Genomic DNA, 21,626 nt, shown 5'->3' with positions numbered 1-21,626 from the left:
TCGGTCTCGATTGCAGTTCGACGAGGCGCCAACCGGCCCTGAGTTTTTCTTTGCGCAAACCTTCGCGGGCTACCAATTGGAAGGTCGGGTACTGGCGGGCTGCGCCGGAGAATCGCCAATGCCAACAGTGCTGGCGATTCACGGTGCCCGCTCTGACTATTCGCGACTCAACGCCATCCTGCATCCCTTGCAGGCGCTGGGAGTTGCCAGCCTGAGCTTCAATCTTTCAGGTCACAACCCCTGCACCGACATCGCTCTTGAAAAAACTTCGCTGGCGCACAACCTTCAGGAGGCTTTGCAGTTTGCCGGTCATCTTGGCGCCGAACTCAACACCGTGATCGGTCACAGTCTGGGCGGTGCACTGGCACTCAAGGTGGCGCAAGCGCATCGCGCTTCAGTCAGGCGCATTGTGCTGTTCTGTCCCGCCCTGTACGCGGAGGCGGCCTGGCAGCAACCGTTTGGTCCACCGTTCAAACGTGCCATTTCGGTGCCTTACGGTTTTCTCGACTCGACATCGCTGGAGTTCCTGCGCACGTTCGAAGGGGAGGTCTTGCTGGTGATCGGCGAATACGACGGCCTTCGGGCAACCGCGTTTGGCGGGATCGCCGGTACATCTGCCGGGACGCAGCAACTGGGCGCGCGCATGATCAATAGCGCCATTCCCTATGAGGTTATCGAGGCCATTGAAAAGAGCCTGGGCCCCCTTCAATTCAGAAAGATCGTGCTGCCGGGTTGCGACCACGCTGTATCAACGTGGCTCAGGGAAAACCCGCTACGCGCCGCAGAGTTGGCGAACGAGATAACGCAGTTCATCAATGCCGGAAACAGGTCCCAAGTGTCATGAACCAAAGGAAAACCCGCGTCCCTCTGCCCCATCCGCCGCCCTATCGCCCAAGTCGGGTGACTTACTGGCTGACTGTTCTCGTTGCTCTGCTGATTACTGTCGCCATTGGGTTGTCGATCTGGATGCTGATCGACAGCTGGATCACCGGCTCTATCACCACCAATAACCGCGGCCCGCGCAGCACTTACACCCTGGCCCTGCAGCCTCGGCAGTTCTGGTTCGAGTTTGTCTGGCAGAGCGTTGGCACAGTGTTTCTGCTGGCAGTTGGAGTGTTCGGCGTGTGGATCTATCGCAAGGTTCAAGAGCCCGTGCACACGCCGAAAAGCAAACGCCGCGCAAAGAAAACCTAAAGCGTATTGATGTAATCGACAGGCAGCAGAACTGTGTCCAGAGCGGCGTCCACTGGCAGGGATACAACAGTGATGAGCGGACAGACAATCATCATGTAACAGACGATCGCCGCCGGCATACCATCGCTGCCGCCGCCACGCACGCCCAGCAGGTGAAGGTTGCCATCAACCCCTCGGTAATACTGGGCATCGGACAAACCGTCATTCAAACGCCCGATAAACGTTCCGCAGCCGGCCAACAGCAACCCGAGGCCAGCAACACAAACCGCACGTAAAATCCCTTTCAAACCGGCGCTTCCTTACATCACAAAACGAGAGGCGCGGGATTGTACCCGCGCCCAGGCTTTGCAATCACATCCATCGCTATCCCGCGTCATTCCAGTGGAACACCAGATTGCGCGGAACGCCTGCGCCAACGTCTGTCACGTCGCGCCGCGTTTCGCCTTTACGCGTGGCCACCACCGTGTACTTGCCGGGAGGTAGTTGCACGTATACCAACGGGCCCGTCTGGTTAAGCGTCAGTATGGTTTGCCCTGGCGACTTTTCAATCATCACATCGACATCAGCGGTGTACTCGTCTTGCGCGCCCACAGCGAACGTCATGTGCAGGTTATAACCGCTGCTTTGCTGAATGGCCTTCGCCTCATCCTCACCGATCCCGCCGGCCAGATAAGTGACGCCGCTCTGTTGTTGCTGATGAACTTGCACCCCGGCACTGTCGATGGGCTCAAGACTGGCTGCCTGCAACATCACCGGAAACAACAGTGCAGCGACGGCGGCGATGGGCAGCATGAATGAAAGAACGCGTTTCATGATCACGACTCCCGGGTTCGTGTAGAACCCAACCGTTACTCCTTTTAGATTTTGCGTATCGGGGTGGGTTTTAGATTGTTTGGAACTTGGCGCATGTACGAAATGGACTACAGGCCATTACCCTCTGACGCCTCTTTCAGCGGCAACGTCCTGCAACATCAATCCCTTCTTCCGTCCCACATCACCGTCTCGCCCGACATACCCGCGCGACGACTCTTGGCATGCTTTGACGCCTGTTTCCAACGATGTGGAAGAGCCGATGAGCCCGCTAAAACCTGCTGACACGCAAGACCCGAAAATCGATTCGTTGCTGGGGGAGTTGGACGAACTGATTCGCCAGGCGCGGCAAAAAGTGCTGCGTGCGGTGGACACGATTCAAGTGCAAACCTGCTGGCAGATCGGCAGGCATATTGTCGAGTTTGAACAAGAGGGAGCCCAGCGTGCGGGCTATGGAAAACAGTTGTTGGGGTTGTTGGCGAAAGATCTGACGGCGCAGTTTGGTAAAGGGTTTGATGATCGTAATCTGCGATACATGCGCAGCTTTTATCAGTTGTTTCCAATTTGGAACGCAGTGCGTTCCGAATTGAGCTGGACCCACTATCGTCGGCTTCTGGGCGTGACCAATGAAAAAGCACGCCATTGGTACATGGACGAATGCGCCAACCTGAACTGGTCGAGCCGCGCCCTCGATCGCCAGATCCTTACGCTCTACTACGAACGGCTTCTCATGAGTCGCGACAAAGCCGATGTCATCGAAGAAGCCACCACCAATATCGAAGCGCTGAAATGCAATCCGCGTGAATTCATTCGCGATCCCGTCATGCTCGAATTTCTCGGTCTGCCCTCAGCCGGCAAGGTCAGGGAAAGCGGTCTCGAACAAGCTCTGATCGACCATCTGCAGGGCTTTCTGCTTGAGCTGGGCAAAGGCTTTTCCTTTGTCGCCCGCCAACAACGCATCAGTACCGACGGCGTCGATCTGTACATCGATCTGGTGTTCTACAACTACCTGCTCAAATGCTTTGTGATCATTGATCTCAAGCGCGGCAAGCTCAGCGCCCGCGATGTCGGACAGATGGACATGTATGTGCGCATGTACGACGAACTCATGCGCAGCGAGGGCGACAAGCCGACAGTCGGGATTATCCTGTCTGCCGAGAGCAACGACTCGGTGGCGCGCTACTCAATGCTCAAGGGTAATGAGCAACTGTTCGCCAGCAGTTACAAAACGATACTGCCGAGTGAAGACGAGTTACGCGCAGAGCTCAATCGCGAACAGGCGTTGATCGAGGAGCGCATGCTCACTCAATCCTCCGAGTAAAACGTGCGGATTGTTGCCGGGCGGCGCTGAGACTATCGTTGTCAGCTTATTCTTCCAGGTCGAGCGTCATGAGCTGTCAGGACACGCCCGCAAGGCAAGACATGCAGTCAGGGTCGCCAACCTTGACTGCTGAGCAAGGTGAGCCTTTCAAAGAAGCTGCCGCCGACGGCTTTGCACTTGGCGGTTTCACCTGGCGTCAGTTCTTGCCTGATAGCCAACGCCCAGTAGTGATCATCAGCGCCGCCACGTCGGTACGTTGCCGCCACTACTCGCGTTTCGCGGCTTATCTGTTCGCAAACGGCTTTGACGTTATGACCTACGACTACCGCGGCATCGGCGAATCGCGGTCCACTTCGATCAAAGGCTTGAACGCCTCGTGGACAGATTGGGGCGCACTGGATTTCGAAGCGATGCTCAAACGCGCGCAACGCGAGTTTCCCGGTCAGCCGATTGATGTGGTCGGCCACAGCTTCGGCGGTTGTGCGGCGGGTCTGGGCGAGTCCGGGCAGGTTATCCGACGGCTGGTCACCGTTGGTGCGCAGTTCGCCTATTGGCGCGATTACGCCCCCGAACAGCGCTGGCGCATGTTCGGCAAATGGCATGTGATGATGCCGTTGCTGACACTGTTCTGCGGCTTTTTCCCCGGCAAGCGACTCGGCTGGCTGGAAGATACGCCGACCGGCGTTGTACGCGACTGGAGCACGCCTGCTGCGCGTTACGAACGGCGCCCCAGTGGTCGCGCACTGATGAACAAGAGCGGCGCCCTGCCCTTCGCTAACGTCCACGCGCAGACTCTGGCCATCAGCATCAGCGACGATCCCTACGGCACGATTCCAGCGATCGAACGCCTGCTCGGTTACTTCGACAACGCTGCAAAAACCCACCTGCGCATCGAGCCGCAGGACATCGGCGAACAACAAGTCGGACATTTCGCCTTTTTTCGCAGCGCATACCAAGCCACACTATGGCCCATCGCTCTGACCTGGCTGCAAACCGGCGCACTGGCCCCCGACACACCCGGGCGGCAAGTCCCGCGCAGCTGAGCCCTCTCAACGCACGACGGAACACATCATGGCCTCCGCCAACAAACAGCAGAAACGCGCCACCCGGGCCAAAGCCAAGGCCAAGCAGAACCGCACCAAACGCGCCGAAGCGCCGGTCGAGCTAGACCCGAACGATGATCGCATCGACTTCGAATCGGTGGACCTGACCGAGCTGTTCAAGAAAATGATCGACGCCGAGAAGATCGGCCAGCAAGCGTTGTGCACCGCGTTCCTCGAAGACCCGCTGCTGGAACTGGTTTACGAGCAGGAAGGCGAAGAAGGCGCGATGGATTTCATCCTCGCCGCGCTGATCGAGTATCGCCAGTGGTCGCAGGAAACCGACGAAGCCGGCGCGCTGGCGTGGATCGAGTCCCCGGCCTTCCAGGCCGACTATGTGGCGGCGTCCGACGCGATCGCCGCGCAAACCCAACAGAAGAACTGAGCTCCCATGGCATCCCTGAACAAACAACAGAAACGCGCCAAACGCGCCAAGGCCAAAGCCAAGCAAATCCGTATGGTCGGCCGCAAGCCGCTGGAGCAGGACGAAGATCTCGACCACCTCGCTGAGCCGGTGCCGGAATACGTCCTGGCGATGTTCAGCAAAATGCGCGACGCCGAAGCCATCAGCCGCAACGAGATGCTGCTGACCCTGCTGCGCGAACTGGCGTTCGTCATCGTTGACCATCCAGAGCTGCTGGACATGGAAAACGCCGACAACGAAGGCATGGCCGCCACCCACTTGGCCGCCGACATGCTGATCGACTACCGCATGTGGGCCGAAGGCGCAACGATCGAAGAGGCCCAGGCCTGGCTGAGCGAGCCACAGTTCATCACCGATTTCGGGGTGGCGCTGGATGCTTATGGCAAGTCGGTGGACACCCAGGAAGACAAGAGCGAATAAACAACGCTCACAAACAAAAACGGCCGCTAGTCATCACTGACAGCGGCCGTTTTGCATTACGCGTTACGGATCAGTTCAATACCACCGCGCCACGTTTTTCCAGCTTGCGACGACGCGCCACCAGCAAACCGGCAGCCACCACCATCAGGCTCAGCAGACCGGTCGCAAGAATCTCCACGCGGTGCGCTTCCTGGAACAGCATGATGGTCAGGGCCGCGACGATGAAGATGATCACCGCGTAGGTCAGGCCCGGGAACAGCCACATGCTGAAGACGATTTTCTCGCCGCGCGCCATGCGTTGTTTACGCATACGCAGTTGCGAGAAGGCGATCACCAGATACACCAACAGTGCGATGGCGCCGGAGCTGGCCAGCAGGAATTCGAACACCGCCGCCGGGGCCACGTAGTTGGCGAAGGTGCACAGGAATGCTGCGCCAGTCGACAGCATGACCGCCCAGTAAGGCGTGCCGCTCTTGTTGGTACGGGTCGACATGGCCGGTGCATCACCACGCTTGCCGAGGGAGAAGAGCATGCGCGACGAGGTGTACAGCGCCGAGTTCAGGCAACTGGTCACCGCGACCAGAACCACAATGTCGACGATCATCTTGGCGTTCGGGATGCCCATGCGCTCGAGCACAGTCTGGTAGGAACCGAGGTTCGCCAGCGTAGGATCATTCCATGGCACCAGGGCCACAACGATGAAGATCGATACGAGGTAGAACAGACCGATCCGCCAGATCACCGAGTTGGTGGCCTTGGAGATCTGCTTGCCCGGGTTCTTCGATTCCGCGGCCGCGATGGTTACGATTTCGGTACCCATGAAGGAGAACATGGTGGTCAGGATCGCGCCCAATACCGCGCCCATGCCGTTAGGCAGGAAGCCGCCGCTGTCGAACAGGTGCGAAACACCGCTGACCTGACTGTTCGGCAGGAAGCCAAAGATCGCTGCCAGACCGAGGATGATGAAGCCGATGATCGCCAGCACTTTGATCAGGGCAAACCAGAATTCGAACTCGCCGTAATTCTTCACGCTGAACAGGTTGGTGACGGTCAGCAGCAGGGTGATGACCAGCGCGAACGCCCAGATGCCGACATCAGGGAACCATGCATGGAGGATGGTTGCGGCGGCGTTGGCTTCCAGTGGAATCACCAAGACCCAGAACCACCAGTACAACCAGCCGATGGTGAAACCGGCCCAGTGCCCGATGGCACGGTCGGCGTAAGTCGAAAACGAACCGGTGTCCGGCGAGGCAACAGCCATTTCGCCGAGCATGCGCATCACCAACACCACCAGCGTACCGGCGGCGGCATAAGCCAGCAGCACAGCTGGGCCGGCGGCAGCGATGGCGTGGCCGGAGCCAACGAACAGACCGGCGCCGATCACACCGGCGATCGACAACATGGTCACATGACGCGGTTTGAGCCCCTGTTCGAGGCCATTGGAGCTTGGGGTACTGCTCATCGAAACTACCTTTGCAAGGAAAGCGATTGCGTCCGGCCCGTCTGGCATTTCCTTCTCGTAAAAAGAATCCAACGGGGCGTTCCTTATTCTGCACGCAATAAATGCGCCAAAATGTTTCAACCTCTTCCGGGCTGCGGCTTTGCGCGCGACCGGATGATCATCGCAAGTCCTTGAGATTAATGGCTATTCGCCAGAGCGTTACCCTGCGACTCACTTTCAAGACGAATTCGCGCACCAGAAACACACTGAAAAAGTGTGGGATGCACAATAAAAGGGCGAATCAGGAACGTTCGGCCGGATAGCGCTTCCAACACCCCGCCAAAGCTGGCAACATCGCGCCTTTTTTTACGCGACACCCACGGGTCTGCACGATCAAACACCCGTTCGGTTGTTGATGGGGCGACAGTCTGCTGTGCCGATGCGACAACCTGCCACATGCCACCCGTTAACCGCTCGTAGCGCTGTTGGCTGTCATTGAAACGCTATGCTAGCTTGGCCGCCTCGCCAGGAAGGCCATCCAACAGCAGGAGCGCAACATATATGAGGAACGCACATGGCTGAGGCCACGCCCGCGCTTGAAATCCGCAACTTGCACAAACGCTACGGACAGCTTGAGGTGCTCAAAGGTATCTCGCTGACCGCCCGCGACGGCGATGTGATCTCGATCCTCGGTTCTTCCGGTTCCGGTAAGTCCACGTTCCTGCGGTGCATTAACCTGCTGGAGAACCCGCACCAGGGCCAGATTCTGGTGGCCGGTGAAGAACTCAAGCTCAAAGCCGCCAAAAATGGCGAACTGGTTGCCGCCGATGGCAAACAGATCAACCGCCTGCGCTCCGAGATTGGTTTTGTGTTTCAAAACTTTAATCTGTGGCCGCACATGAGCATCCTCGACAACATCATCGAGGCACCGCGCCGCGTGCTCGGCCAGAGCAAAGCCGAAGCCATCGAAGTTGCCGAAGCGCTGCTGGCCAAGGTCGGCATCGCCGACAAGCGCCACGCCTACCCGGCGCAACTGTCCGGCGGCCAGCAACAGCGCGCAGCAATAGCTCGCACGCTGGCGATGCAACCGAAGGTTATCCTGTTCGACGAACCGACCTCGGCGCTTGACCCTGAAATGGTTCAGGAAGTACTTAGTGTCATCCGCGCACTGGCCGAAGAAGGCCGCACCATGCTGCTCGTGACCCACGAAATGGGCTTTGCCCGTCAGGTCTCCAGCGAAGTGGTGTTCCTTCATCAGGGCCTGATAGAAGAGCAAGGATCGCCTCAGCAGGTGTTCGAAAACCCGCTTTCGGCGCGCTGCAAACAATTCATGTCCAGCAACCGCTAACGGAGCAACATGCATGCAGAATTTCAAGAAGGTCTTCCTGGCCGCCGCCGTCACCCTCGCGTTCAGCGCCGGTGCCATGGCTGAAACCCTGAAGATGGGCATCGAAGCGGCGTACCCGCCGTTCAACAACAAAGACGCCAGCGGCAACGTGGTCGGCTTCGACAAAGACATCGGCGACGCTCTGTGCGCGAAGATGAAAGTCGAGTGCACCGTGGTCACTTCCGACTGGGACGGCATCATTCCGGCCCTGAACGCGAAGAAGTTCGACTTCCTGATCTCCTCGCTGTCGATCACCGAAGAGCGCAAAGGCGCGGTCGACTTCACCGACCCGTACTACTCGAACAAGCTGCAGTTCATCGCCCCGAAAAACGTCGACTTCAAAACTGACAAGGACTCGCTGAAAGGCAAGACCATCGGTACCCAGCGTGCAACACTGGCCGGCACCTGGCTGGAAGACACCTACGCCGATGACATCAAGGTCAGCCTCTACGACACCCAGGAAAACGCTTACCTCGACCTGACTTCCGGTCGTGTCGACGCGATTCTCGCCGACAAGTACGCCAACTATGACTGGCTGAAAAGCGACGCTGGCAAGAACTACGAGTTCAAAGGTGACCCGGTCGTAGAAAGCGACAAGATCGGCATCGCTGTGCGTAAAGGCGACCCTCTGCGTGAGAAGCTGAACGCTGCCCTGAAGGAAATCGTCGCCGACGGTACCTACAAGAAGATCAACGACAAGTACTTCCCGTTCAGCATCTACTGATCCTGACCTGTGGGACTGGCGCCGTGATGCAACGGCGCCGGCTCCCGACTTTGCCTGCCGCAATTTGAACAGAAACCCATGATTATCGACCTCTACGGATTCGGCCCGGCCCTCGCTGCCGGCGCGCTGATGACCGTCCAACTGGCTCTCACCGCCCTGTGCCTGGGACTGGTGCTCGGCCTGCTCGGCGCCTTGGCCAAGACTTCCCCGTACAAGCCGCTGCAATGGCTTGGCGGCACTTATTCGACCTTGGTGCGTGGCGTTCCGGAATTGCTCTGGGTGCTGTTGATCTACTTCGGTACGGTCAACCTGATGCGCGCCCTCGGTGAGTTCTTCGGCAACCCCGACCTGCAGCTCAACGCCTTCGCCGCCGGTGTGATCGCCCTCGGCCTGTGCTTCGGCGCCTACGCCACCGAAGTGTTTCGCGGCGCGATTCTCGCCATTCCCAAAGGCCACCGTGAGGCCGGCCAGGCCCTGGGCCTGTCGAAATGGCGGATTTTCACCCGGTTGATCATGCCGCAGATGTGGCGCATTGCCCTGCCCGGCCTGGGCAATCTGTTCATGATCCTGATGAAAGACACAGCGCTGGTTTCGGTGATCGGTCTGGAAGAAATCATGCGTCACGCGCAAATCGGCGTAACCGTGTCGAAACAACCGTTCACCTTCTATATGGTCGCCGCGATCATGTACCTGGGCCTGACCGTGCTGGCGATGACCGGCATGCACTTCCTGGAAAAACGCGCCGCTCGCGGCTTTGCGAGGAGCGCTTAAATGAACTGGGAAGTCATTATCAAATGGTTGCCGAAACTGGCGCAGGGCGCGACCCTCACGCTGGAACTGGTCGCCATCGCCGTGATCGCCGGTCTGCTGCTGGCGATTCCGCTGGGCATCGCCCGCTCTTCGAAGCTGTGGTACGTGCGCTCGCTGCCTTACGCCTACATCTTCTTTTTCCGTGGCACGCCGTTGCTGGTTCAACTGTTCCTGGTTTATTACGGACTGGCGCAGTTCGACGCGGTGCGTGAAAGCGCGTTGTGGCCGTACCTGCGCGATCCGTTCTGGTGCGCGACAGTGACCATGACACTGCACACGGCGGCGTACATCGCCGAGATTCTGCGCGGGGCAATTCAGGCGATTCCGCCGGGTGAGATCGAAGCGGCGCGGGCCTTGGGCATGTCCAAGCCGAAAGCGATGTTCTACATCATCCTCCCGCGTGCCGCGCGCATCGGCCTGCCGGCCTACAGCAACGAAGTGATCCTGATGCTCAAGGCCAGTGCGCTGGCCAGCACCGTGACTCTGCTGGAACTGACCGGCATGGCGCGCACGATCATTGCCCGCACCTACTTGCCGGTGGAGATCTTCTTCGCTGCTGGCGTGTTCTATCTGCTGATGGCTTACGTGCTGGTACGCGGCTTCAAGCTGCTGGAACGCTGGCTGCGCGTCGATGCCTGCCAAGGGCGCTGATACTTCCTACGTGCTGACGGACGAGGACTTACTCGCCCGCTTCACGGCGCTGGATGCTTTTTTGATTGAGCATCAGGCGCTGTGGAAACCTCGACCGTTCACTCATCTTTCGCTTGATTGGGAAGCGTCCTACCCGGAGCTGGCCTTGTGGCTACGCGGACGGTCGCTGGAAGACGCGGAAAACGCTCACAACCAACCTGCTGATCTTGTTGATGCGCCGGAGCCGTTTGCTTCATTGGCGGCGTTGTCGGCTGAGTTGAGTGCAGTTGGTGAGTTGCCGGGACATGCACTGGAACCTGCGGGCCATCGACTGAATGTCGATGTGCCGGGGCGCAAGTGGCAGCAGATCGAGGCGTTTGCCAGTCGCTTGTCCTTTGCTTCTCAGCCGACGCACTGGCTGGATTGGTGCTCGGGCAAGGGACACTTGGGGCGGCGCTTGTTGGGTTCGGGGCAGCAACTGACTTGCGTTGAATATGATCCTCAATTGGTCGCCAGCGGACAGGCGTTGAGTCAGCGTCATCATCTGCATGCTTTGCATGTGGAGCAAGACGTACTGGCGACTGATGCCTCTGCTGTATTGAGCGCGGCTCACACGCCCGTCGCCCTGCATGCGTGTGGCGATCTGCATGTGCGCTTGATGCAACTGGCCAGTGCTGCCGGTTGCCAACGAATGGCGATTGCGCCCTGCTGCTACAACCGCATCAGTCGCAGCGAATATCAGCCGTTGTCCCACGCCGGACTGGCATCGCTCCTACAACTCTCGCTGGAAGATCTGGCACTGCCGATGAGCGAAACCGTCACCGCCGGTGCTCGCGTCCGACGTCAGCGCGACACTTCGATGGCCCGTCGTCTGGCCTTTGACCTACTGCAACGGCAAGTGCGCGGCGTCGACGAATACCTGCCGACGCCCTCCCTACCCAGCGCCTGGCTGGAAAAACGGTTCGCTGATTACTGTCGAGATCTGGCTACGCTCAAAGAGTTATCCACAATCGGTGCGCCAGATTGGCCCGCACTCGAAGCAGCCGGTTGGCAGCGATTGGCCGAAGTTCGCAATCTGGAATTGCTTCGCGGATTGTTCCGACGGCCGCTGGAGCTTTGGCTGAATCTGGATCGAGCGCTTTTCCTCGTCGAACAAGGCTACGTCGTACGCCTCGGCACCTTCTGCGAAACAGCCCTCACACCACGTAATCTGCTGCTGTTGGCCGAACACGAATAAATCATCGACTCCCTGTGGATAACTCTGTTGATGAATTCTTCGTGGATCCAATATCCATGCCTGTTTCGAGCCTTTCACAGCGCTGGTCATTTTTTGTTCATATTGATAAAAAACCAATAAAACAGCGATTTGCGAACAAAATGAGAACGAGTCCACAAATAACCGCCTAAGCACGGTTTCGTGCCAGCCGGTTGTGCATAAGCCGCCAATCAAAACGACATAACCGCCGAAATTCACCAGTTCGAAGCGAATAATTGCGGCGCATCGCCAGCCTTGCTATACAAGTCCACAGCGTGCCGCTAGCGCACCTCCAAACAAGAACAATCAGACCGACAGGAAGCGACCGTGACGTTCATTTCTTATGCGCAGAATTTTGAAGACGTCCGCTTGTGGCGTGCCCTCAAGCAAGTCGAACACGGCTTCTACATCGATGTCGGTGCCAACGATCCACATCACGACTCGGTCACCAAAGCCTTTTATGACCACGGCTGGCAAGGCGTGAACGTCGAACCGATGCAGAACTACCACGACGCCCTCTGTCAGCAACGCCCGCGCGACGCCACCGTGCAATGCATCGCCAGCGACCAGCCTGGCGAAATGACCTTCTACGCCATCCCCGACACAGGCCTGTCCACAGCCGATCCGGCGATCGCCCAGTTCCACAAAGATCAAGGCATGGACGTGCGCAGCCTCACCGTGAAGGCCCGTACGCTGACGTCGATCTGCGAACAATATGCCGCCGATCGGCCGATCCACTTTCTGAAAATCGACGTCGAAGGCCACGAAGAAAGCGTCCTGCGCGGCATGGACTTCACTCGTTTCCGTCCTTGGATCATAGTCATCGAAACCCCATGGGAGCGCGACCACACCTGGGAACCGCTGGTCACCGACGCCGGTTACCAAGCGATCCTCTTCGACGGCCTCAACACCTGGTTCCTCGCCGACGAATACATGCAGCTCAAACCGGCTTTCGACATTCCACCGTGCAACCTCGACAACTTCCAACTGTGCAAAGGCCACGCCTTCGCCCACCCGATCAGCGCCAGCGAAGTCGACACAGCCCAACAACTGACCAACGCTCTGCAACGCGCCGAACAGGCCGAAGCGCAACTGGCAGCCCTGCAAAACAGCCGCACATTGAAGGCGGTGCAAACGCTGCGAAATGTGCTGCGCAGGGCTTGATTCGAGCGAATGCAAAAATAGTCTGAATTCAGGGGTTTACAGGATCTTCCCAATCGCTATAATCGTCGCCCACACGCCGGTATAGCTCAGTTGGTAGAGCAACTGACTTGTAATCAGTAGGTCCCGGGTTCGACTCCTGGTGCCGGCACCATACAAAACAAAGGCTTGCAGCGATGCAGGCCTTTTGTTTATCTGAAAGACGTAACAAGCGACGTAACAACGACCCTACCTATCAGGTGCCCCCTGTGAGCGCCGGCGAGGTCAAAGACCTTTTCAGTCAGATCAACCATTTCCAGGGAATGGCGATGAATCTAATAACTGACGCTCCAGATCCTAACGAAAACGGTGTAATCGGAAGTCAAACGATCGGATCGTTCGACATCCCACCAGACTCTAGCCCGCCTCTATCAGGAGAGCTTCTGCCGAAGACTTTCCGAGGATTGGCTGCTGAGAACCCTAAGAGTTTTGGTGGTGCTCACAGCGCTCGCATTTTTGACGCCTGGGTGAATGATCTCGTTATTGAAAGAGATCGCGCTAAAACCTTGGCTGAAAATACTCAATCCAAGCTTGATGAAGCACTAGCCAATTTCCACGAAGAAAAAACGGAAAGAGTAAGGCTCGAACAACAAATTCGTTCGGACTTCAGGATGGGCTTACTCCAGCGTGGCTGCACATTTGTCAGCCCGTTTTTCTTCGGCATTGCTGTTGATGTTTTCAAAAAAGATCCCATCTCGTCTTTTCTCATTTTCGGTCTTGCAGGAATTTTACTCCTGGCTAATTTCATACCCAGTCGAGGGAAGCGCTGATGCTTTTTGACACGATCACCAGCCTGCAAATAATCAATGTTTTCGATCATGGTGTGCCCAATATGGAGCGCATCGGAATCTATGTGAAGGAACCATGCGACCTCGGGGAATATTGCCTTTTCATTGGCCTACCTGCCGCAGACGGATCGACTTCGCCTATCAAAGATCACATGCTTTGGTTTGGGAATGGTTTCGTGAACCCTGGCGATTGGCTATTCGTATACACGGCAAGTGGCAATACCACCATTCATCCGAACGGCCTCCCCTCAGCCGGATCTTCAATTTCCCCCAGATTGATTAGCATCCATTGGGGCAAAGATCACACCATATTTCAGAACAGGGCGCTGGTACCCATGCTTATCAGGATGAATGGTTTAAGCACGCCTGCGGCGCCCAAGCCTTCCTACCAAGGCCCTTCCAACCTGACTCAGCATCGACTTTTTTGAGTTCCTGCATCAACAGCTGAAAGCGAGGGGGGCCCCATCTCCCCTCTCAATTTCTGAGTCCCTCATGAGATGTGAGGTAGCACCAGTCGAGATTGGCATCAGTCGACTAAGGGCTGGCCACATCCACACACGCGTCTTGTGCTCGGGGCCGCACTTTTCCTTTCCCGTTTTATGTTGAGCCAAGGGGAAAAGGTAATTTTGGTAATTTGATTTTCAATAGGCAGATAAAGCCTTTTCAATCAAAGGCTTAGGCTAATGTCTTAAAGGTAATAATAGGGTAATTTTCTAGTAATCAGATTACCCTTTACCATAGTCAGATCCTAACCTTGTAAAAGCCTTTAAAATCAGTGGCTTGCGAAAAAATTACCTTTTCAATTACCCCAAATTACCTTCTTTGGTAATCGCTCAAAGCCACGTCACACAGGGCTTACACCCCTCCCTCGCTACCAAATTCCCAAAATTACCTTTTCCCCAGCCCTCAACTGGGAATGGCCATCTGAGAGCCCCAAAAAACAGATCTGCAGACTCACCATGGCCATTTTCGGATATCGGATCTGCCTTGCTTACCTGGTCGAAATCGAGTGCAGTCGCATGAAAGCTCAGCTACCCACTCGGATCGGGCTACAGCGATCGACTGGCGGGCGTTGTAGCCGAACGGTGTGCGCCCGTTCGCATTGCTCTGTGCCGCCAAAAAAAGATTGATCGAAAATCAAAAAATGCCCGCAATCCCACGTTTTACAAGATCTCGCCCACTGAAACCGGGCACCTCAGCGATATCGCCCCCGAGATCAATCCGGGCGCCGCTGTGCAAACGCACTGCATTTCCCTTCAAAACTTTGCACGCTGTGCAATGGACGATCGACCGCAGAGCCCTACAGCCCGCCTGGGCTGCAGCTTCGTTTGCACTAATTCCGCATTTGCACAAAAAACGGACGCAAGGCCCGTTGGCGGGAGGGGGATAAGTGCTTTTTTATTCATTTTTTTATTAATCGTGGCATTTTTCATAATGTCGCGTAAGGCGCCGCATCAAGTGAAATTGTGTCACCCGTCGAAATGTTCTACACACGAGATTGACCGTGGCTACCCCTGAGCGCTTACTGTATGGGTATACAGTCAATTTCTCATCAGGTTCCCATCATGAGTGTCACTATCGTTGGCCCGCTTTCGGAGGGTGGCGAAAAGCTCCCGCTTTATTCCTTTCGAATTCCTGCCGGGTTCCCTTCGCCGGCGGCCGATCACATCGAAAAGCACATTTCCCTAGACGAGCTGTTCGAGATCCGAGCGCCGCACGTTTATTTGGCAAAGATTGAGGGCGACAGCATGGAAGGGGCCGGCATATTTTGCGGGGACATGGTGGTCGTCAATCGCAGTTTGACCGCCGAGCACGGCGATATCGTCATCGCTGGTCTCAACGCAGAACCGATCTGCAAGCGCCTGCACATTCGCGATAACACCATCATCCTGATGTCCGCAAATACCAAGTACCCACCGCGTTACGTGATGGAGGGTGACGAGCTGCTGATCTGGGGCGTGGTGACATACAGCGTGCGCGATCATGCCAAGTCGTGAATCGGTCTTTGCCCTGATTGACTGCAACAGCTTCTACGCCAGCTGCGAGCGCGTGTTCCGGCCGGACTTGGCAAAGACGCCAATCGTCGTCCTGAGCAACAACGATGGTTGCGTCATCGCGCGCAGCTACGACGCCAAGCCATTCGTGAAAATGGGCGCGCCGTATTTCCAGATCAAAGACGTGTTGCGCAAGCACGGCGTGCAGGTATTCAGCAGCAATTACGCACTGTACGGCGACATGAGCGAACGGGTCATGAGCATCATCGAATCCATGGTGCCCACCGTCGAGGTGTACAGCATCGACGAGGCCTTCGCCGACCTGACCGGCATTCCCGGTAACCTCACCACATTTGGCAGAACGATCCGCGCCGCCGTCTACAAAGGAACGGGAATCCCGGTTGGTGTCGGCATCGCTCCCACCAAGACCCTCGCCAAACTTGCCAACCACACAGCGAAACGCTTGCAGGCGGAGACGGGTGGCGTCGTCGATATCTGCGACCCGGCCAAACGCGACTGGGTGCTGCGAAACACGGACGTAGGCGAGGTGTGGGGCGTCGGCCGTCGCATGAAAACGCATCTAGAAACAATGCAAATCAGATCAGCGATGGATTTGGCGAAAGCCGATCCGTGGACGCTTCGGCAGAAGTTCAGCGTAGTGATCGAAAAGACCGCCCGCGAGCTGACCGGGACGTCGTGCTTGGAACTCACCGAGGCGGAACCGGCGAAGCAGGAGATCTGCAGCAGTCGCATGTTCGGCAAGCGCCTTACAACCATAGAGCCGATCAAAGAAGCGGTCGCCACCTACGTGCAGCGTGCGTCGGAAAAGCTGCGGGCGCAGAACTCCCTGTGCAAAAAACTGCGCGTCAGCATCCGAACCGGCATGTTCAGTCCGGAGGAAGCCAAGTACGCCAATGGCGCGCTAGTGGAACTGCCTTATCCGACCAACGATGTAAGGCTGCTGACCAAAGCCGCGACCGAGGCGGTCAACCGGCTTTTCCGGCCGGGCTTCAAATACAGCAAGGCCGAAGTACTGTTGATGGATCTGCGGCAACCCGGAGAATTTACGGATGACCTGTTCGCCCAGTCGCAACCACAAGCGGCCGAGAAAGTTATGAGTGTGCTGGATGAGATCAATCAGCGATGGGGCCGGGGAACGTTGCGCGCCGGCAGCGTTCCGGCAACGCCTGATTGGGGGATGCGGCGGGAGATGATGAGCCAAAGCTTTACGACTAATCTTGACCAGCTTTGGGTCGTGAAATCGAGCTGATACAACGGTCGTAAATTGGATCACCCTCTGCTATATGCTGCTCTTCCCCACTCAGAATTTTGCGCAGGATGCTTATGAAGCCAAAAGATTTCGAAGTTAAACGTAAGCACCACTATGTTTGGGCTCGCTATTTAAAGGCATGGGCAACCCGCGACAACATTCATTATATTTCGAAAAAAGGGCTACCTGCGACTGACAGCGTAAGAGGGCTGGCCAAAGAACTAGGATTTTATAAAATATCTTCTTTCAACGAAGATGACCTACTGTACATTCGGTCGCTATCGAAGCTTGCAAGTGAAGACCTGCAATCTTTGCACATGGCTTTTTTAAACAATTTCATTGTTGTATCGAATATGCTCAAAGCTAGAGCTAAAAACTTCAATTTAGATACCGATCTCCCGTCTCAAATCCTTCAATATAATATTCTAGAAAATTTACACGGCGGTATCGAGCGAGACTCTTGGCCGATTATCAGTGAGTTAAGGCAGGGCAATACAGATGGTTTGACCGATCAGCTCAATAGATCTAAGTTTTGCTTTTATATTGCCCAGCAGCTGGTTCGAACGAAGACTGTTCGCGACAAGTCCCTCGCAGCCTCTTTAAAGAGTAACTTACCGGAGCAGTTCACGGATGCGATGAAGCGAAACTGGTGGTGCGTAAGCTACATGCTAGGGATAAATTTGGGTAAAGCCTTGCTCGAAACACCTAGAGACAGGCATTTTCTCATCGAAAATAAAACAGGCACCCCATTTATCACAAGCGACCGACCAGTTGTTAATGTACATTCGTGCATGAAGGCAACAGCTCCGGATACCTCTCCAGAAAAGCTAGACCTTTATTACCCGCTATCACCTACACATGGATATATGATTTGTGACTCTGAAGACTATTTTCTTTTGAAAGAAAAAGTCACTGCTGACGATGTAGCCCATTTAAACAAATGCGTGGCCGAGACGTGTGGCGAAACCGTATATGGCTCAACCTTAGAATCCGTCCTTCAAACACGTCGGCACGTAACATATTGGAAACGGTAACCAACATTGAGACTTGCGGATGCACTTTACAACGTGATCGGTTTGAGCACCGTGGAGAAAGTCAGAGCTTTAGCCGCTCTGGCAGTGAATGCTGCCGCATCGGTTGGACTCGGCGTCGGCCCAGGCACATGCGTGTGCGCCGCTAGCTGTGTATTCATTTGCTGTAGCAAATCAAGCGTGTCACAGACCACTTGAAACAGGTTCACGCTTTCGGACCCGATCCAGTTCTTCGGCGCCTGCAAACGCTGGCTGGCGCCTGCCACGCTTTTACGCAACCCCTCGATCCGCTCCTGCATGTCACCGCCTACCGTGGCGTTGTGCTTTTGACCCACGACGACGTTCAGATCCCGACCGGTCGCCTGGTGCAGATCATCGACCGCCGCCAGACTCGCAGATCCACCCGATAAAAGCTTGAGCGCGCCCAGCGCCTCAATCTTCTTGATGCCACCCACTGACTCGGTCGAATGATCGTCCACCGTCCTGGTGTGATTCTGGAATGCCTCGGTGTTGTCCAGGGCTTCGACCTCGCGCTCGATCGCCTTGTCCTGGATCTTGCCATCAGTCTGGCGCAGCCAGTTGCCATCCGCGTCGACGCGCTGCTGGCACGCCTCGCTGTGCTGCCACACCTGGTCGCCCTTCGGCACTCGGGGCAGGCTCAGACCGTGCGGTAGGATCTGCGTGATGAACGGCTTGTGCGGCAGGCCATAGGCGAAACAGATCACGACCGTTGTGCCCTCCTCCGGAAAGCCAAACATCCCCGCTTCTTGCCCGCCCATCGGTGCCGGCAATGGCAGGCCTTCGAGGATCGGCAGGTCCGGATCAGGCTCGCCATCGGCCAGCAGCACTTCGACGTCGACGCCAAAGCGCGGCCGGAAGTCGTCACACAGCCCGGGCGTCGCCGGCGCATCAGGTACCGCGACCACGCGGCCAAAGCGCGGCAGGTGGTAACCGCCGCTCAATTCAGGAAATTGGCGCGCTACGCTGCGCTTTATTGCGTCGTCCATTTGATCGCCATTTGATTGCCGGCGAGCGTCACGCTGGTGATCCGTTCGCCCTGGTTGATGGTTGCGCCTGGTCGAAGCCCCGGAAGGGGCGCGATCACCGCGCTTTGATTGCCTTGGTAGCCGTCGAACAGTTCGACCGGCAGCTGCAGCGCAGTGCGGGTACCGAAGAAGCTGTCGGCCCAACTGCCCACAAACACTTCACCGTCGCCCTGCTGCTGCCAGATGAAGTCGGGGATGTTGAAGACGTTGGCCAGACTGTCCATCGCTAAATAGCCCGCCGCCAGGCTGTAGAAATACGGCGCTTTGACCCTTGCGTAAGCCTTGTCCGGAACCCGAAAGCCCAGCCCGGTCTTCTCGCTGATCTCGGCCAGTACCGCCTGCAGGTCGACGTGACGCAGATTCAGCGGTAACGGGTTGGCCAGGATCGAGGACAGCTCACGGCAGGCAACCAACTGCTGGGTGCTGTTGGCGGCGGTCGACCGTTCGACGTAGCCAAGGAAGTGACGCTGCAGCGTGCGCTCGTTGTAGCCGATATCCAGCATCACCAGCCCTTTCAAGGATTCACCGGCCTGCACCGTGAACGTCGCACGGCCAGGGCTTTTGATGTCCAGGCGCACTTCGTCCTTGATCAGCGGGTAGACCTGGCCGGCGATCGTCAGAACCTTATGCAGCTTCATGTTTTGGGCGCCAGGTAGTCGTCCAGCTTCTTCAGAGTTTTCTCAAAACCGCTCAATTCCTGACCTTCCCCAGACTTGCCATCGGCGTTCGTTCCACCAACCGCCTGACCAGGTGCAGACTGAGCACTGGCGCCGTTCGCTGCCCGTCGCTGCTCTACCTTCTCAGGGTTCGAGGCTTTTTCCGACAGAGTGAACTGGACCAGCCAAGCGGCCAGCGTGTCGTCTTCCCGGGCGCTGACACCGTCCGAAAACTGCACCTCACGGATGCCGAACGCGGCGGCGGTATCGTTGACGATCCGATACATCTTGAGCTGACCACCGCCGGCCGTGGCCTCGGCCAAGCGCATGATCGTGCGCATCTGCACCGCATCAACAAAGGGGATCATCAGCGACACCGCTAGGGTTTTAGGCTTGAAGCCCTTGTGGGCAGTCTCGGTGTTGCTGGTCTGGCCAGACATGTCATCGGCTTCAATGCGCAGGTTGGCGGTGATCTTCATCCGCTTGCCCAGGACCTGCTCGCCGTCGAGTAATAGCGTCATAGGCCGACCAGCTCCCGTACGAAGCTCAAGCCTTCCAGCGACCCCACCAGTAGCACGCCTACAGACAGCACCCACTCATGACCCGGTGCTTCGCCCTCGAGTAGCGAGCGGCGCAGCTCATTGACGTCGCCCGGACCGATCAGACGTGCGCGCATGCTGGTGTCGGCCGAGCCTCCGGCCAGCAGCGCCTTGAGGTCATTCAGCTGTTGATCCCGGCCCTGCTGCTGCGCCGCTTTGCGTGTGGCCAGCGCTGCCAGATCGGCCATCGGCGAACTGTCCGCCGCGTAGCTCTCAAGCACCGCCAGTTGGCCCGACATAGATTGCTTCGCGGCTTTAACCAATGTGCAGCGCTCAAGCGGCAGCGATTGCCAACGCGGCAGCGGGCCAGAACTGGGGACAACCCACTTGTCTGTCTCTAGCGTCGATAGATGTCCGGCCCGACGCTCAGTGCGCACCAAATCCGGGATCGGTAGCAGCGCATTGAAGCGCGACAGCGTGGCGGCCAACTGGGCGTAATTGGTGCCCAAGAACATCAGTGACAGCGCGTACTGCGGCCCGGTCGGGCGCGTAGTGTCAGTGTCGTCAATGAGTTTGCCGGCCAGCCGCTGCAGCAGGTTCGGAGCTGACAGGAATCGCTGATTTCCACGACCCTGACCAACACCACTTTGAAACGGTGTGACTACCAAGCAGACCGGTGCCTCTCCCAGCTGTTTGGCCAGCTCGGCGCGCCCAGCGGCAATAGCCTCTTTTGCAACATCGCCGACCGGCCCAGGGTTGGTGCTAGCCAATCCATCGAGACTGGCAAGACGCAGGGCTGTGCTGGCCAGCTCACCCGTTGCCAGATCTTTGGCCGCGCTGAGTCCATCCATCCACTGGGTGGACTGCTCAGGCCAGCGCATCGTCACCGGTGCCCAACTCACGATTGAGCGCTCCAAGTGACGGCCTCTAGCGCATCGCAGTCGTCGGCAATCAGCGCCTGATCGAGCTGCTGCTTAAGAGTGTTGGCTTTTTGTAGCAACTGCTGCTTGAACAGAGTCAAGTCGTCACCCACCTGACGAATCTGCGCGAAGGTGTGCGGTCTGAAGTCCCTGACACCGTGGATGTCGCGGCAGGCGTAGAGGGTGTCCAGTCCTGTCAAAACGACGCCGGCCAAGTTCAATTGGTCATCAAGCTGGCTGCTATATAGGTGCGCGGCACCTAGGGCGGACGAGAAAAAACCGGCGGTGATAGCGGCCTGACAGTCAGCATTGATTCGCCGTTCGGCGTCTGCATGTACCGATTGCAGATTGATAACCCACTGCCCCGCCTGCCAGTGATAATCCGGTGAGGGCCTCGGCGCTTTTGTATATCCGTTGGGCACATCACCCAACTGGTGATATTGAAGTTCTGCACCGGTATCGATTTCATACAGCGTGCCGCGATGATCGGCCACTTGCTGAGGCTCACCGTCGACAAGCGCCCAGACTTGACCAGGGAGTGGCTCCGGTAGCAGCTCACTCAATTGCATGCCGTTACCTGGGATTTGTACCCCCAGACCTGGCACCACAGGCAAATGCACAGGGCCGGTCAAGATGCCCATGTCGTCAGCTAGGTAGAGATTCATG

General features: G+C 57.1%; 25 protein-coding genes and 1 tRNA gene. 18 read left to right on the top strand and 8 right to left on the bottom strand.

All coding sequences use genetic code 11. The features are described 5' to 3' along the window. The first annotated feature begins 10 nt into the window (after positions 1–10). The gene (locus tag PspR84_RS01840; RefSeq protein WP_238785194.1) at positions 11–844 is read left to right on the top strand and encodes an alpha/beta hydrolase; all 834 of its coding nucleotides are present in this window, start codon (positions 11–13) and stop codon (positions 842–844) included. Next, the gene (locus PspR84_RS01835; protein ID WP_116029282.1) at positions 841–1,194 is read left to right on the top strand and encodes a hypothetical protein; all 354 of its coding nucleotides are present in this window, start codon (positions 841–843) and stop codon (positions 1,192–1,194) included. Before PspR84_RS01840 ends, PspR84_RS01835 begins: the two co-directional genes overlap by 4 nt. Here the strand turns inward: PspR84_RS01835 and PspR84_RS01830 are convergent. Both PspR84_RS01830 and PspR84_RS01825 read right to left on the bottom strand, forming a co-directional pair. Next, positions 1,191–1,481 (bottom strand): YceK/YidQ family lipoprotein, encoded by a 291-nt coding sequence (locus PspR84_RS01830; protein ID WP_160054958.1) that lies wholly within the window; start codon positions 1,479–1,481, stop codon positions 1,191–1,193. The two genes, PspR84_RS01835 and PspR84_RS01830, sit on opposite strands and share 4 nt — an antisense overlap. A 76-nt stretch (positions 1,482–1,557) precedes the next feature. Next, positions 1,558–2,007 carry a carboxypeptidase regulatory-like domain-containing protein gene (locus PspR84_RS01825; RefSeq protein WP_160054955.1) on the bottom strand — a complete coding sequence of 150 codons (450 nt, stop codon included), beginning with the start codon at positions 2,005–2,007 and terminating at the stop codon, positions 1,558–1,560. A gap of 259 nt (positions 2,008–2,266) precedes the next feature. Here PspR84_RS01825 and PspR84_RS01820 point away from each other — a divergent pair, with 259 nt between their 5' ends. The 4 genes from PspR84_RS01820 (at position 2,267) to PspR84_RS01805 (ending at position 5,269) form a co-directional block, all read left to right on the top strand. Continuing rightward, complete coding sequence (locus tag PspR84_RS01820; protein WP_160054952.1) at positions 2,267–3,325, top strand: PDDEXK nuclease domain-containing protein; 1,059 nt, start codon at positions 2,267–2,269, stop codon at positions 3,323–3,325. Positions 3,326–3,426: 101 nt separating this feature from the next. Continuing rightward, positions 3,427–4,368 carry an alpha/beta fold hydrolase gene (locus PspR84_RS01815; RefSeq protein WP_238785193.1) on the top strand — a complete coding sequence of 314 codons (942 nt, stop codon included), beginning with the start codon at positions 3,427–3,429 and terminating at the stop codon, positions 4,366–4,368. 28 nt (positions 4,369–4,396) lie between these two features. Further along, positions 4,397–4,810, top strand: coding sequence for a hypothetical protein (locus PspR84_RS01810; protein WP_160054947.1), 414 nt, complete (start codon positions 4,397–4,399; stop codon positions 4,808–4,810). A 6-nt stretch (positions 4,811–4,816) separates the two neighbouring features. Continuing rightward, a complete protein-coding gene (locus PspR84_RS01805) occupies positions 4,817–5,269 on the top strand; it encodes a hypothetical protein (RefSeq protein WP_160054945.1) in 453 nt (150 codons plus the stop codon). Between the two features lie 70 nt (positions 5,270–5,339). Here the strand turns inward: PspR84_RS01805 and gabP are convergent, their stop codons facing one another. Further along, positions 5,340–6,731, bottom strand: coding sequence for a GABA permease (gene gabP, locus PspR84_RS01800; protein WP_160054943.1), 1,392 nt, complete (start codon positions 6,729–6,731; stop codon positions 5,340–5,342). 553 nt (positions 6,732–7,284) lie between these two features. On the opposite strand from gabP, the gene PspR84_RS01795 reads away from it, so the two are divergent. From PspR84_RS01795 to PspR84_RS01740, 12 genes are all read left to right on the top strand, one after another. Beyond that, positions 7,285–8,058: an ABC transporter ATP-binding protein gene (locus PspR84_RS01795; RefSeq protein WP_007909167.1), complete on the top strand. Its 774-nt coding sequence runs from the start codon at positions 7,285–7,287 to the stop codon at positions 8,056–8,058. Between the two features lie 13 nt (positions 8,059–8,071). Then, positions 8,072–8,821 (top strand): ABC transporter substrate-binding protein, encoded by a 750-nt coding sequence (locus PspR84_RS01790; RefSeq protein WP_034153033.1) that lies wholly within the window; start codon positions 8,072–8,074, stop codon positions 8,819–8,821. Between the two features lie 78 nt (positions 8,822–8,899). After that, the gene (locus tag PspR84_RS01785) at positions 8,900–9,592 is read left to right on the top strand and encodes an ABC transporter permease (protein WP_007909165.1); all 693 of its coding nucleotides are present in this window, start codon (positions 8,900–8,902) and stop codon (positions 9,590–9,592) included. Further along, the gene (locus PspR84_RS01780) at positions 9,593–10,282 is read left to right on the top strand and encodes an ABC transporter permease (protein ID WP_007909164.1); all 690 of its coding nucleotides are present in this window, start codon (positions 9,593–9,595) and stop codon (positions 10,280–10,282) included. Then, positions 10,263–11,498 (top strand): methyltransferase, encoded by a 1,236-nt coding sequence (locus PspR84_RS01775; protein WP_160054941.1) that lies wholly within the window; start codon positions 10,263–10,265, stop codon positions 11,496–11,498. Before PspR84_RS01780 ends, PspR84_RS01775 begins: the two co-directional genes overlap by 20 nt. Positions 11,499–11,843: 345 nt before the next feature. Next, a complete protein-coding gene (locus PspR84_RS01770) occupies positions 11,844–12,680 on the top strand; it encodes an FkbM family methyltransferase (RefSeq protein ID WP_160054939.1) in 837 nt (278 codons plus the stop codon). Positions 12,681–12,755: 75 nt separating this feature from the next. Beyond that, positions 12,756–12,831 (top strand) — tRNA-Thr (locus tag PspR84_RS01765). A gap of 94 nt (positions 12,832–12,925) precedes the next feature. Beyond that, positions 12,926–13,486: a hypothetical protein gene (locus PspR84_RS01760; RefSeq protein ID WP_160054936.1), complete on the top strand. Its 561-nt coding sequence runs from the start codon at positions 12,926–12,928 to the stop codon at positions 13,484–13,486. Further along, positions 13,486–13,932 (top strand): hypothetical protein, encoded by a 447-nt coding sequence (locus tag PspR84_RS01755; RefSeq protein WP_160054933.1) that lies wholly within the window; start codon positions 13,486–13,488, stop codon positions 13,930–13,932. Before PspR84_RS01760 ends, PspR84_RS01755 begins: the two co-directional genes overlap by 1 nt. 1,137 nt (positions 13,933–15,069) lie before the next feature. Then, complete coding sequence (gene umuD, locus PspR84_RS01750; RefSeq protein ID WP_160054930.1) at positions 15,070–15,501, top strand: translesion error-prone DNA polymerase V autoproteolytic subunit; 432 nt, start codon at positions 15,070–15,072, stop codon at positions 15,499–15,501. Continuing rightward, positions 15,488–16,768, top strand: a complete 1,281-nt coding sequence (locus PspR84_RS01745; protein ID WP_160054927.1) for a Y-family DNA polymerase — start codon at positions 15,488–15,490, stop codon at positions 16,766–16,768. The genes umuD and PspR84_RS01745 overlap by 14 nt, the downstream gene beginning before the upstream one ends. Positions 16,769–16,842: 74 nt before the next feature. After that, positions 16,843–17,802 (top strand): DUF4238 domain-containing protein, encoded by a 960-nt coding sequence (locus PspR84_RS01740; RefSeq protein WP_160054903.1) that lies wholly within the window; start codon positions 16,843–16,845, stop codon positions 17,800–17,802. Between the two features lie 26 nt (positions 17,803–17,828). Here PspR84_RS01740 and PspR84_RS01735 read toward each other — a convergent pair whose 3' ends face one another. From PspR84_RS01735 to PspR84_RS01715, 5 genes are read right to left on the bottom strand one after another with little or no spacing between them, the layout of a single operon-like run. After that, a complete protein-coding gene (locus tag PspR84_RS01735; RefSeq protein WP_160054900.1) occupies positions 17,829–18,806 on the bottom strand; it encodes a hypothetical protein in 978 nt (325 codons plus the stop codon). After that, the gene (locus PspR84_RS01730; RefSeq protein ID WP_160054897.1) at positions 18,791–19,483 is read right to left on the bottom strand and encodes a hypothetical protein; all 693 of its coding nucleotides are present in this window, start codon (positions 19,481–19,483) and stop codon (positions 18,791–18,793) included. Before PspR84_RS01730 ends, PspR84_RS01735 begins: the two co-directional genes overlap by 16 nt. Further along, positions 19,480–20,022, bottom strand: a complete 543-nt coding sequence (locus tag PspR84_RS01725; protein WP_160054894.1) for a DNA-binding protein — start codon at positions 20,020–20,022, stop codon at positions 19,480–19,482. Before PspR84_RS01725 ends, PspR84_RS01730 begins: the two co-directional genes overlap by 4 nt. Beyond that, positions 20,019–20,942 (bottom strand): hypothetical protein, encoded by a 924-nt coding sequence (locus PspR84_RS01720; protein ID WP_160054891.1) that lies wholly within the window; start codon positions 20,940–20,942, stop codon positions 20,019–20,021. The genes PspR84_RS01725 and PspR84_RS01720 overlap by 4 nt, the downstream gene beginning before the upstream one ends. Next, positions 20,939–21,625, bottom strand: a complete 687-nt coding sequence (locus PspR84_RS01715; protein ID WP_160054889.1) for a hypothetical protein — start codon at positions 21,623–21,625, stop codon at positions 20,939–20,941. The genes PspR84_RS01720 and PspR84_RS01715 overlap by 4 nt, the downstream gene beginning before the upstream one ends. Between the last annotated feature and the right edge of the window lies 1 nt (position 21,626).

The organism is Pseudomonas sp. R84 (assembly GCF_009834515.1).
In the GTDB taxonomy this organism is placed as follows: Bacteria; Pseudomonadota; Gammaproteobacteria; order Pseudomonadales; family Pseudomonadaceae; genus Aquipseudomonas.
The sequence above is the reverse complement of the archived record's forward strand: the minus strand, read 5'-3'. Positions and strand labels throughout refer to the sequence as shown.